Here is a 12187-nt window from a genome sequence, read left to right on the forward strand (position 1 = left end):
AGTTGAAAAAAATCCTGGAAATATCTATGTTAGCAATGCTTTTAATCACTGGATGTTCTGTAAATGAACAGCAAAATTCTGTTGATGAGCAGCAAAAAGAAGAACAAGAACAGACAAACGTGTCCATTGAAGAACAGGAAGTGATTGCTGAAAATCTTGAGGTTCCTTGGTCTATTGAGAAACTTGAAAATACATTCTATTTGACAGAAAGACAAGGAAACATCGTGATAATAGAAAATGGGGAAACCGAACGGCAGAGCGTAGAACTCGAGAAAGAACTTGCGACAGCTTCAGAAGCAGGGCTATTAGGCTTTGTACTCGCTCCCGACTTTCCGGAATCCGATCTGGCTTATGTTTACTATACTTATGAAGACAACTCCGGACAATTTAACCGTATTGTTACACTCCACATGGAAAATAACGTTTGGAGAGAAGAGAGTCTGCTTCTGGATAAAATCCCAAGCGGTTCTTACCATCATGGAGGAAGGCTTAAATTTGGAGCGGATGGAAAGCTATATGCAACAGCCGGTGATGCGTCTGATTCGGATATTGCACAAGATCTTGGTTCATTAGGCGGAAAAATTTTAAGAATGAATCTTGACGGCTCTATACCAAATGATAACCCATTTCCAAATTCCTACATCTATAGTTTTGGACACCGAAATCCTCAAGGAATTACCTGGTCGCCTGACGGCACGTTATATGCAAGTGAGCATGGTAACGATGCAAATGATGAGGTCAACAAAATAGAAGCGGGTCAAAATTATGGCTGGCCGATTATTGAAGGTGATGAGGAACAAGAAGATATTGTTTCACCGTTAATTACTTCCGGAGATGAAGCAACTTGGGCACCATCCGGAATGGGCTATTATGGTGGCAAATTGTACGTTGCCGCATTAAGAGGAACTGCAGTTTTGGAATTTGACCTTGAAACAGGAGAACAACGAGAAGTAATAACGGGACTTGGCAGAATTCGGGATGTGCTGATTGAAGATAACTCCCTATACTTCATTAGCAATAATACAGACGGGCGTGGTGATCCACAGGAAAATGACGATAAGCTATACAGAATTCCGCTTTCTAAATTAAATTAAATTGTATCGCTAATCAACAATTATCATTACTTTGTTCGCTATTCAACAAATCGAGAGCAATTAACAATTGAAAGCATTTTGTTTTTCGTTCATAATCGTAAACGGGCGTTCATTAATGAATTTATGAATATTAATGAATCCGTGTTTAATTATTGTGAAGAAAGGGGGAATAAATAGATCTAAACGAATGTGGTCGAACCAAAGCAGCGAATGCGCAGATATGATCATAGGAGGAATGTATTATGCGTGGAAAAAAGTTATGGTTTAAAGCTGGATCACTTCTAACGCTAGGACTTGTGGTGGTCGTATTATTCATGACATTGAGTGCCAACAATATTATCAATGCCAATGATGTTAGTAATGGAACCAACAGCAACAATGTCGGCAATGCCAACAATAGCAACAGCCTAGCATGGGACAAGACCTTTGCTCCCAACGACAAGGTGACAGTCGAAAAAGTCTCATTCAATAACAGACTGGGCATTAACCTGGTCGCAGATATGTACCTTCCTAAAAACATGAATAGAGCAAAGAAAGCTCCCGCAATCATTGTCGGACACCCGTTCGGTGGCGTGAAGGAACAGACGTCCGGCTTGTATGCCCAGGAGATGGCAGAACGGGGCTTTGTAACCCTGGCCTTTGACGCCTCCTATAATGGAGAAAGCGGCGGGCAACCACGCAATATTGCTTCTGTGGAAGCGTTAGTCGAAGATTTCAGCGCCGCCGTTGACTTTTTGGGTACACGCCCGTTTGTGGACCGTGACCGTATTGGCGTCATCGGCGTTTGTGCCAGTGGCGGGTTTGCGATCAACGCTGCGCAGATAGACCCCCGGCTGAAAGCCATCGCGACAGTTAGTATGTACGACATGGGCCGCGCCACCCGTGAGGGATTGGGGTATGCACCAGTACCTAGCGAAATGATGACCAAGGAAGATCGGATAAAAGTTCTTGACGAGGTCGCTGAACAGCGCTGGACCGAATTTGAGGGCGGACAGAAAAAATACGGCAGCCCAACTGCTGTGGAACTAAAACCCTCACAAGTAGCAGCAGCCAAAGAGTTCTCTGATTACTACGGTACGCCTAGGGGATATCACCCCCGCTCAGCGGCTATGAGCCTTACCAGCACCGGGGTGCTCATGAACTACTTCCCGTTCGCACAGATTGAGACGATTTCTCCGCGTCCAATTCTGTTCATCGCAGGTGAGAATGCCCACTCCAGATACTACAGCGAAGACGCCTACAAGCTGGCGGGCGAATTGAAGGAACTCTATATTGTTCCAGGCGCAGGGCATGTGGATCTGTACGACAAAATGGAGTACATCCCGTTCAAAAAGCTCGAGTCCTTCTTTAAAGAAAATCTAAAGAAAAGATAAGGCTTGTGTTGAAGATCGTGGAGAGCTTTGTGTTCCAATGGTACTTTAAGTGAAACCGATAAATAAAAGATGGGTCAACCAGTTGAGCTGGTTAACCCATCTTTTAGCTCTATGGATTATAAGGTAGAGCGGAGGAAATAATTATACAATCCGCTCTAACAAGTCTCCCACTTGTTCTGCCATAACACGAGGTGGATAAGGCATTCCATTCTTTAACCACCATTCCACTGACCCTACGTAAGCATTTGCAACAAATTGCACAATTACATCTTCATTACGACCATAATTTTTTCCTTTTGTTATGTCCACATCTTTCCTGAACTCTTCGATATTAAACTTAAGGAACTGACTACGAAAATATTTGGCTCCTTCACTAGCTAACATCGTCGAAAAGAATAAATAATTACTCTCAAAGTATTCCATACAGTGTACAGTCGACTCTATAAAATCCATTTCAGTTGCCGACTCGCAAAAATTACTCATATTGTTTATATGTTCTTCCATGAGCTTATCCAGCAGATCATATTTATCCAAGTAATGTAAGTAGATGGTCCCGCGGCTCACATTTGCCCTGTCGGAAATATCTTGTATAGTAATGTCATCAAAATTTTTTTCAGACATCAGTTCAATAACGGCTTTTTTTAATGCTTCTTGGGTTTTGAGTATTCTTCTATCCACTTTAGACATTGTGGGTCACCAAGCTTTCTAGAGATATGTTCATTTCTTAATAAATCACGTCATTTAACAATTGCAGATATTCTGAGTCTGTTTGTAATTATAGACGTATGTCCATTAATACATCAAGAATTATTATTGATTTAATGTTAATTTGGTAGATCTTCTTCCTATTAATCAAGTAATTTGAGGACGCAGGGACACATGAATGGGGTAGTTTTACTGATCACTTAACGTATCGAGAAATGGAGGATTTATATGATACAGGATAAACGAGTTGCTCTTGTCACCGGCGGGAATCGAGGAATTGGATCTAAACTTGCATTGAATAGATTGACACAATTGGTAGCTGCAGAAATCAAAGGAGATATCAAAATAAACGCGGTCTGTCCGGGATGGGTAAGTACAGATATGGGTGGACCATCAGCTCCAAGAACTCCAAAGCAAGCAGCTGAGTCTATCCTTTGGTTAGCGACTATTGGACCTGAAGGACCTAATGGGGGGTTCTTCAATGATGGAAAACGAATCGATTGGTAACATTATAGTTGAATGAAATGCTATACAAGTGATGCATAAGATAGTTCAAAATGAGCATCCTTACTGACAGAATCGACAGCTATTCGTTTTTGTTCATTAAATAATTCAAAAGGGGAAAAACATGATGAGAAAAGTGTTAACTCTGGGTCTCGCTTTGGTGATGGTCTTGACCCTCGCTGCTTGCAGCAGTAATGATAATGATGGATCTAATATCAATGGCGGTGTTACTGTAGGTAATAATTCAAGCAATGAACAAGCAGGAACAACTGATGAATCAAACAAAGGGAATAATCAAGATTCTACAATGGATGATGAAAGTTCAGATATTGCAGAAGATGTACGAATAAAATTGACTTTTGATAACGAAGAAGTGATTGTGAACATGTATGATAATCCAACGAGCAAGGATTTTTTGGGTAGACTCCCGCAAACATTAACATTTGAAGATTATGCAGGAACCGAAAAAATTAGTTATTTAGAAAAAAGCTTATCTACAGAAGATGCGCCATCTGGCAGTGATCCTTCCGTTGGAGATTTCGCTTATTATTCCCCTTGGGGAAATGTGATCTTCTATTATAAAGATTTTCATTATTCAGATGGACTTATTAAATTAGGCAAGATCGAATCCGGAATAGAAAAGCTTGCAAATATTAGTAGTGATTTTACAGTTACAATTGAAAGAATTGAATAAATTCGGTCAAAATGAAACCAGTAGCCGATGGGCGCTGGTTTCTTGCGTTAACCCTTTAACAAGACAAGATGAAGAACGCCATTCAGGAATGTCTCGACGACAAGGCCGTTGATTGGATGGATAAGGCCGATCAACCGGATCAATCAGCGATTCGTAGAGTCAAGGACGGAAACTTGCAAGTACACGTGCACCTTCCGCACCACCCTACTTAAACATTAGAAGGCATGAATGGTGTGGGAAGCAAACTTTCATAAAAATAATTAACAATTATTATAACTTTGTTAACTATTCAACATATCGCGCTCATCTAACCATTGCTTGTATTCTGAATCTGCCTATAATTATAGACATGTGTTCAGTAATGCATTGAGTTTTTTTATTGATGTATTGTTTAACTATAAAGAAAATGGGAAGTGAATACTTACCAACAGTTATTGAAAAACAAGGGGTAGTTCTTAAACAGCTGTAGTGTGGATCTTTTTTATTATCACTCGAATTTTTTATGTTTATGCATTGAGTAATCGAGTAGGAGGGATCTACTGGAATGAATAAAGCTTAACTTTGGGAATGAGCTACTTTTGTACAAACATGCACTTACAGCTATTATTGCTTAGTTTTGTTCGTTGGTCATTACGAGATGAATAACGAAACTATAAAACGAAACCAGGAGGAAGAAACAATATGAAAATACGATTAATTCTGTCACTTGGATTACTGCTTTGCCTTATCCTTACAGCTTGTAGCAACGATGATACGGATACAATGGACACTCCTCAACAAACGGATACAATGGATAATTCTCAACAAGAGGAGAACTCTTCCGGGGCGTCTGGGGAATACGCTGAGATCGGGTCTGGGGCAAACCTTGTACAATTCCCTGATTTTGAAAAGGGGATCGTGTTTGCGACTTACGATCGAGGAGATATTCATGAAAACATCTATGTAAATAGCAAGGAAGCGATTGAAGCCGTGCAGAATGGAGAGGAGCTTCCGAACGGCACCGTAATCACTCTCGAAGGATATAAGGATGGAGAGATTGAGCATTATTTAGTGATGGAAAAGCGTACCGGCTGGGGTTCCAAGTACTCGCCCAAAGAACGTAATGGGGATTGGGAATACCAGCATTTTACTCCTGACAGAGAGGTGGCTGAAGATGATATTGGCCGTTGCTTTTCCTGCCACGCAAATCAGGAAAGGGATGACTTTATGAATTCAATGGATCAAATGAAAGAGTTTAATTTAGAAGAAGTTGCACAATCAGAGAACAGCAGTACAGAAACCTCAATCGCAGCCATGCCTACAGAGGACTGGATGGTAAGTGAGATACCTGCTCATTTGAATGGTTCTGAGGGTGTATCTAATGAAGAAAGCAGATCAATAGGTGAAAAAGAAAAAGCGGGAATACTTCAGGACGTTCTTCTGAAAATGTATTTACGTCAATAAGGGTATAGCCGCTATGAAAGAAAAACAATTTATTGAATAGTCAAAATAGAAAGAGGAGAGTGCTTTGAATCCTAAGATGTTATTCAAGCTGATAATTGACCTAACCATGACAATCCTCATGTTAATAGAAATGGCTTATTATATTACCGGCAATACATTTCATGAATTCCTCGGCGTTTCAGTACTTGTACTATTTGTCATCCATAATTTTTTAAATCGACGGTGGTTTAGTACGATACTGAAGGGAAAGTATAATCTACGGCGTATTGTACAAATCGTACTCAATCTGCTCTTTCTTGTAACAATGGCCGTTATGATGATATGTGGAATATTAATATCCAGTGAATTATTCACCTTTATTCAAATAAATGATGACACGATCTTCCGGCAAATACATGTTCAGACAGCCTATTGGGGATTCATCATCATGGCATTACACGTAGGATTTTCTTGGGGTATGATTATCAATTCAGTACGGAGAATGACGGGAATTACCGGCACTAACCGTATTCGCACCATGGGCTTACGTGTTCTTGCAGCGTTGATTGTATTTTATGGGGTATATGCTTCTTTTGAAAGAGAGATTGGTACGAAGCTAACGATTTATAATCCATTTGGTACCTGGGTGAATGATGATTCCGCCATTAAATTTATCATTGACCACCTTTCCATCATGGGAATCTATATTTGTGGTATACACTATGCTTTGAAATTTGTTCAAAAACAGGACAAAGGAGAACTCAAGAACAAGGATATAGGTTCAAAAATGAGGATTACTAATTAGGGGTTTTTAAAATGGAACGTGTAAATTGCGATTGCGGTCATGTTAATGCACACGGAACAATTCTATGCGAATCATGCGGGAAACAAGTTGGTGAAGATCTTTCGGAAAAGTCAGTGGATATGCGTTATGAAGGAAGTTCAAGACGTTCCCAAACGTATAATAAAACACCACTGGATAAGGTTTGGAACTTTTTCTCATCCGTAAAAGTAGGGATCTGGATTATTGCACTTATATTAATCGCGTCTGCGATTGGAACAATTTTTCCTCAGCAGATGTATATTCCTCCAAATGTAGTACCGGAAGAATTTTATCAAGATCAATACGGATTTTTCGGCCAAATATACTATCAATTAGGTTTTAACAGGCTGTATGAATCTTGGTGGTATTTTCTGCTGCTAGCAGCTTTGGTAATATCACTTGTTATCGCGAGTTTGGACCGGGTTATTCCATTATATTTTGCTTTGAAAAATCAAGGGGTTACGCGACATGAAAGCTTCATACGCAGACAACGTCTTTTCAGTGAAACAAGAGTGAAAGAGAATTCAGATGAACAGCTAGAATTTGTAATATCCAAATTAAAGAATAAACGGTACCGTATTCGAAAAGAAAACGGGAATTTTCTGGCTGAGAAAAATCGATTTTCAAGATGGGGACCGTATGTAAATCATGCTGGCCTTATTATCTTCCTTATTGGAGGAATGCTCAGATTTGTACCGGGTATGTATGTAGACGAAAGGCTTTGGATTAGTGACGGTGAAACAAAAGTTATTCCAGGAACCAATGCAAAGTATTACTTAAACAGTGACAAGTTTATTTTGGAAACTTATCAAAAAGATAAAGAGGATGAAGTATTTGCAAATGCCCTTTCACAAGTTGGAGATGGAAATGTAGTTAAAAATTATCAAACGAATGTGACCTTATATGAACGTAAAGGTGAGATCCTTTATGGAGACACACCCGAGCTCGTAAAGGTGAAAGATGAGCAAATCAAAGTGAACCAGCCTTTAAAACATGATTCGTTTGCTCTATACCAGAGTTCCTATAAATTAAATGAACTAAATAAGATGACCTTTCGTTTAATTGATAAAAAAACTGAAAAAAGCATTGGCCAGATTAAGATAAATTTGTTAAGTCCAGAAAAGGAATATGATCTGGGCAATGATTATATCGTTGAGGTTTTATCATATTTTCCCAATTTCTATTTTGATCGTGAAAGCCGGCCTGCAACAAGATCACAAGTTCCTGACAATCCGGCTTTTTATTTTAACATGATATCTCCGGGAAACCCGGATGGTGAAAAAAGCTTTGTTGCCATACGAAACACAATTGAAACAAGCGGAGATAATCAATTACAAATGAAATTTGAAAGCGTTGAAATGAAAAATCTTTCAGCCCTTACCGTTCGTAAAGACAATACATTATGGTTTCTTGGATTAGGAGGAGCCATTTTCATGTTTGGAGTAGTACAAGGGATGTACTGGAACCATCGGAGAATATGGATCAGAAGAAGTAGTGACGCTATATTAATTGCAGGCCATACAAATAAAAATTGGTATAGTATCCAAAATGAAATAGACAATATTTTAAAAGAAACCGGCTTACAAAAATTAACTGACCAAACAAACAGGAAAAGCGGAACTAGTTAGAGGGAGGAGAATAATGATCGCTTTTAGCAGTAACTTGCTTTACTCAGCATTCTTTCTATATTTAGTTTCTACCTTTCTGTTTGGCGGAGCTATTCGTGATCGGAGAAAACAATATGAAAAACCAAGTAAATGGGCTGCAGTCGCAATTAGTGTGACCATTCTAGGATTTGTTACACATCTGGGTTATTTTATCACAAGATGGATGGCTTCCGGACACGCACCAGTGAGCAATATGTTCGAATTTGTAACAGCTTTTTCCATGATGTTTGTGTTAGCGTTCATCATCCTTTATTTTTTGTATAAAGTATCAATCTTAGGTTTATTCACTTTGCCGATAACATTATTAATAATTTCCTATGGAAGCTTGTTCCCGACAGATGCCTCTCCATTAATCCCAGCATTGCAATCGGATTGGCTTGCTATTCATGTAACTACAACGGCACTAGGTTCAGCTGTCCTAGCCAGCAGCTTTATTGCAGGTATTATTTATTTACTTCGTTCAGTTGACCAGACGAAACCATCAATGAAAACCTTCTGGCTTGAGGTGATCATGTACTACATTGTGACAATACTTGCTTTTATAGTGATTACATTGGTTTTTAGAGGATTGCACTATGAAGCTGTTTATAAATGGGTCGATAATAATGGCCAAGAGACGGAGATTACTTACAGACTTCCTTCACTTATAGGGCCTAATCAAGGCGAGTTGCTTACGGAAGGCAAAATCGAGGCTTTAGCCCAAGTACCGGCTGTTATTGACGCAGGAAAACTAAATACAGTTATTTGGTCTGCTATCACGGGTTTACTTTTATACCTAATACTAAGACTGATTTTTAGGAAAAGAATTTCTGCGACTCTTCAGCCATTAACGAAGAATATTAAGCTTGATTTGGTTGATGAAATTGGATATAGGTCGGTTGCAATCGGATTTCCGTTATTTACTTTGGGCGCACTTATTTTTGCGATGATTTGGGCTCAAATAGCCTGGACACGTTTTTGGGGATGGGATCCCAAGGAAGTATGGGCTCTGATTACATGGTTATTTTATGCTGGATATTTGCATTTGCGGCTCTCCAGGGGGTGGCAAGGTGAAAGATCAGCATGGCTCGGAGTCATCGGTTTTGGAATCATTATTTTCAACCTGGTTTTTGTTAACCTGATAATCGCCGGATTGCATTCTTACACCTAAATAAGTAATGGAGGTTCAAATGAGGAACAAAAAGACTAGATTTATTCTTCGCTTGAGTCTGCTGCTTATTATGATTTCAGCCATAACTTACACACTTTATCAACAATTCTTTACTGAAAAAAATCAGGTTCAGGTTGGGGATCAAGCACCTGATTTTGTACTTGAAGATATGGATGGAAATAAAGTTCAGCTATCAGACTTAAAGGGAAAAGGAGTTTTTTTGAATTTCTGGGGAACATGGTGCAAACCATGCGAGCAGGAAATGCCTTATATGGAGATCCAGTATAATCAATACAAAAATCTTGGTATAGAAATATTTGCTGTTAATATTGCGGAAAGTGACATTGCCATTGATTCTTTCGTTGAAAGACATGGACTTACATTTCCCGTTCTGAAGGATAAAGACCAAGCTGTCACTGAAGCTTATGATATTACCCCAATTCCGACTTCATTCTTAATCGATAAGAATGGAAAAGTTCTAAAGGTTATAACCGGTTCTATGTCAGAAAGGGATATAGCAAATTACATGGAATTAATAAAATCTTGAAAATGATAGATGTACTTTCATGTGGAAAAGATATTGAAATTTTAAACATGAGTTGTTGAATTTTTGTATTATAAATCATTTGAATAAAAGATAAAGTTATTTATGTCAGCGACATAATGATTCGAGGGGAACGTTCCAAGAAGACTCGTTCTACGCGGATCTAACCTCGAATGCCCAAACGGACATGGCATAGGTCGTAATAAATGATGTGCCGCTCGCAGCCTTCCCGCATACGGAGAGGACTTGACAGCGAAGAGGAGCTATTGGCCTCGCTTGATGAAGCGAACCGGAATTAAAAGGAGCACAAACGAGGATGAGTTCAGAAGACACAGCGGTTTTATCAAGAAGTCTCAACATGTCCGGGGCAAAAGCCGTTGCGGACGCAGATAAGCAGTTGGCAAAGCTTGGAATGAAAGAAAGATTGGGGTATAGCGTAGGTGATTTCGCGAGCAATTTGATCTGGACATCGGCAGGGACCTTCCTGAGTTTCTATTACACGGATGTAATCGGACTGTCGGCAGCGGCTGTCGGCATGCTTCTGCTGATCGCTCGGTTGATGGACGCATTTGTCGACATTGGCGTCGGCGCGCTTGTCGACAAGACGAAGTCACGTCACGGCAAAGCCCGGCCTTGGCTACTGTGGATGGCAGTACCCTTCGGTGCAGCAGGCGTGCTGCTATTCACGGTGCCCGATATCGGAACGTCCGGAGTTTTGATTTACGCATATATCACTTATTTACTGATGAATATTGTTTACTCCTGCATCAACGTGCCTTACGGCGTTCTTAATTCCTTGCTGACACAGGAGTCGTACCAGCGCTCATTGGTCAATATTTACCGGATGGTCATGACGATTTCTGGTGCCTTATTCGTTACCTTTACCACCATGCCGCTCGTAAATCTATTCGGAGGAGGCAGAACAGGCTGGGTCTTAACGTTCGTGGTGTTCGCCGTACTGTCCGTCCCCCTATTCCTGACTACCTTCGCTTCGACGAAGGAGCGAGTCAAACCTTCGGTCGTTCAAAAGGAAATCCCGTTCAAGAAAGCCGTACATGCCTTGTTCCGCAATAAATACTGGGCCATGATAGTCGGATTTTCCTTAATCTACTTTATTGGGTACAGTATCATCACTGGAATGAACGTTTATTATACCCAGTATATCCTCGGGGACAGCGGACTCGTAGGATTGGTTGGCATGGCAAGCCTACTGCCGATTCTTGTCGGTTTGTTCTTCATAGCGCCGTTCATCAAAAGATATGGAAAGCGGAATGTCGCACTGCTGGGCAGTGTCATAATGATTGCAGGATCGCTGGTTATAGGCTTCGATCCCGCCAGCCTTCCTGTCGTATTAACCGGTGTAATCATCAGAGCGATCGGAATGATGACAATTACAGCTACGCTCCTAGCCATGCTGGCTGACACCATTGATTACGGAGAATGGAGAACGGGCATGAGAACGGAAGGCTTGGTCTACAGTGGGGGAGGCTTCGGGGCGAAAGCGGGAACCGGTCTGGGAGGGGCCTTAATCGGATGGGGCCTTACCCTAGGTGGATATATCGGCGGTCAGGAAACAATCAGCAGTTCCGCAAGTACTGCGATTCAGGTTCTCTTTATCTATCTACCGGTCATTTTGGCCATTCTGCAAATCGTATTCTTGTGGTTTTACAAGCTCGATAAGGAATATCCCCGAATCATAAAGGATCTGGAATCGGTTCGGACAAGCTAAGTGGAAGCAGTAGAAAGGAGAAGGATATGACTTCAATTGACGTCACTGTACAGCAAAACGGTTTTCCGTTACTGTTTGCCAAAAAAATCACCGATATGGCAGCGACTTTTACAGAAGAGGAGATCCGCGTCATCTGGCAGGCGAAAAATATTATTTCTGATGCCAAAAGCATTCTTGGCGTAATGGCGCTTGAAGTGATCAGCGGCTCGGTGCTAACCATTACTGCACAAGGTCCGAGAGAGCATGAAGCCGCTGAAAAGCTGGTTGAATTGATTCGTCAGAATCAATAAACTATTTTCGTGATCACTTAGGTCTCTCTAAATCTTTGGAGAGATCTTTTTTTTGGTTTACTCGGTCTGCCGCAAAGGGCTTCGTTTTCCAAAGACGGTGCAGGACAAACGTTTCATGGCCCCTCGCCTTTCTAATATTGTTGAAAATTTAAACATGACTTGTTGATTTTTTGTCTAACATATCAAGTGAAT

11 protein-coding genes and 1 pseudogene are annotated in these 12187 nt (G+C 40.6%); 11 read left to right on the plus strand and 1 reads right to left on the minus strand.

Annotated features, from left to right (window positions below; translation table 11 throughout):
* Positions 1 to 2: 2 nt before the first annotated feature.
* The gene (locus MRBLPE1_RS15400; protein WP_364146633.1) at positions 3 to 1094 is read left to right on the plus strand and encodes a PQQ-dependent sugar dehydrogenase; all 1092 of its coding nucleotides are present in this window, start codon (positions 3 to 5) and stop codon (positions 1092 to 1094) included.
* Positions 1095 to 1336: 242 nt separating this feature from the next.
* Positions 1337 to 2467 carry an alpha/beta hydrolase gene (locus MRBLPE1_RS15405; RefSeq protein ID WP_364146635.1) on the plus strand — a complete coding sequence of 377 codons (1131 nt, stop codon included), beginning with the start codon at positions 1337 to 1339 and terminating at the stop codon, positions 2465 to 2467.
* Between the two features lie 141 nt (positions 2468 to 2608).
* On the opposite strand, the gene MRBLPE1_RS15410 is transcribed toward MRBLPE1_RS15405, so the two are convergent.
* On the minus strand, positions 2609 to 3154 hold the full coding sequence (locus MRBLPE1_RS15410) for a TetR/AcrR family transcriptional regulator (protein ID WP_364146637.1): 546 nt from the start codon (positions 3152 to 3154) through the stop codon (positions 2609 to 2611).
* Between the two features lie 300 nt (positions 3155 to 3454).
* On the opposite strand from MRBLPE1_RS15410, the pseudogene MRBLPE1_RS15415 reads away from it, so the two are divergent.
* The 9 genes and pseudogenes from MRBLPE1_RS15415 to MRBLPE1_RS15455 form a co-directional block, all read left to right on the plus strand.
* Positions 3455 to 3679: pseudogene (locus MRBLPE1_RS15415) on the plus strand (short-chain dehydrogenase); the annotation flags it as partial.
* Positions 3680 to 3803: 124 nt separating this feature from the next.
* The gene (locus MRBLPE1_RS15420) at positions 3804 to 4370 is read left to right on the plus strand and encodes a cyclophilin-like fold protein (RefSeq protein WP_364146639.1); all 567 of its coding nucleotides are present in this window, start codon (positions 3804 to 3806) and stop codon (positions 4368 to 4370) included.
* Positions 4371 to 5051: 681 nt separating this feature from the next.
* Positions 5052 to 5813 carry a cytochrome P460 family protein gene (locus MRBLPE1_RS15425; protein WP_364146641.1) on the plus strand — a complete coding sequence of 254 codons (762 nt, stop codon included), beginning with the start codon at positions 5052 to 5054 and terminating at the stop codon, positions 5811 to 5813.
* A 64-nt stretch (positions 5814 to 5877) separates the two neighbouring features.
* On the plus strand, positions 5878 to 6597 hold the full coding sequence (locus MRBLPE1_RS15430; protein WP_364146643.1) for a DUF4405 domain-containing protein: 720 nt from the start codon (positions 5878 to 5880) through the stop codon (positions 6595 to 6597).
* An 11-nt stretch (positions 6598 to 6608) separates the two neighbouring features.
* Positions 6609 to 8243 carry a cytochrome c biogenesis protein ResB gene (gene resB, locus MRBLPE1_RS15435; RefSeq protein ID WP_364146645.1) on the plus strand — a complete coding sequence of 545 codons (1635 nt, stop codon included), beginning with the start codon at positions 6609 to 6611 and terminating at the stop codon, positions 8241 to 8243.
* A 13-nt stretch (positions 8244 to 8256) separates the two neighbouring features.
* Entirely contained in the window at positions 8257 to 9432 is a 1176-nt protein-coding gene (ccsB, locus tag MRBLPE1_RS15440; protein WP_364146646.1) for a c-type cytochrome biogenesis protein CcsB, read from the plus strand.
* 19 nt (positions 9433 to 9451) lie between these two features.
* Positions 9452 to 9979, plus strand: a complete 528-nt coding sequence (gene resA, locus MRBLPE1_RS15445; RefSeq protein WP_364146648.1) for a thiol-disulfide oxidoreductase ResA — start codon at positions 9452 to 9454, stop codon at positions 9977 to 9979.
* A gap of 313 nt (positions 9980 to 10292) precedes the next feature.
* Positions 10293 to 11705 carry an MFS transporter gene (locus tag MRBLPE1_RS15450; RefSeq protein ID WP_364146650.1) on the plus strand — a complete coding sequence of 471 codons (1413 nt, stop codon included), beginning with the start codon at positions 10293 to 10295 and terminating at the stop codon, positions 11703 to 11705.
* Between the two features lie 26 nt (positions 11706 to 11731).
* Positions 11732 to 11995 carry an HPr family phosphocarrier protein gene (locus MRBLPE1_RS15455; RefSeq protein WP_364146651.1) on the plus strand — a complete coding sequence of 88 codons (264 nt, stop codon included), beginning with the start codon at positions 11732 to 11734 and terminating at the stop codon, positions 11993 to 11995.
* Positions 11996 to 12187 lie beyond the last annotated feature (192 nt).

This window comes from Paenibacillus sp. LPE1-1-1.1, from assembly GCF_040676435.1.
Taxonomy (GTDB): domain Bacteria; phylum Bacillota; class Bacilli; order Paenibacillales; family Paenibacillaceae; genus Pristimantibacillus.

What these genes read in the sequence shown, in the direction of transcription:
- MRBLPE1_RS15405 (WP_364146635.1), top strand. Translation starts at nt 1,337, where the DNA reads ATGCGTGGAAAAAAGTTATGGTTTAAAGCTGGATCACTTCTAACGCTA.
- MRBLPE1_RS15410 (WP_364146637.1), bottom strand. Translation starts at nt 3,154, where the DNA reads ATGTCTAAAGTGGATAGAAGAATACTCAAAACCCAAGAAGCATTAAAA.
- MRBLPE1_RS15420 (WP_364146639.1), top strand. Translation starts at nt 3,804, where the DNA reads ATGAGAAAAGTGTTAACTCTGGGTCTCGCTTTGGTGATGGTCTTGACC.
- MRBLPE1_RS15425 (WP_364146641.1), top strand. Translation starts at nt 5,052, where the DNA reads ATGAAAATACGATTAATTCTGTCACTTGGATTACTGCTTTGCCTTATC.
- resB (WP_364146645.1), top strand. Translation starts at nt 6,609, where the DNA reads ATGGAACGTGTAAATTGCGATTGCGGTCATGTTAATGCACACGGAACA.
- ccsB (WP_364146646.1), top strand. Translation starts at nt 8,257, where the DNA reads ATGATCGCTTTTAGCAGTAACTTGCTTTACTCAGCATTCTTTCTATAT.
- resA (WP_364146648.1), top strand. Translation starts at nt 9,452, where the DNA reads ATGAGGAACAAAAAGACTAGATTTATTCTTCGCTTGAGTCTGCTGCTT.
- MRBLPE1_RS15450 (WP_364146650.1), top strand. Translation starts at nt 10,293, where the DNA reads ATGAGTTCAGAAGACACAGCGGTTTTATCAAGAAGTCTCAACATGTCC.
- MRBLPE1_RS15455 (WP_364146651.1), top strand. Translation starts at nt 11,732, where the DNA reads ATGACTTCAATTGACGTCACTGTACAGCAAAACGGTTTTCCGTTACTG.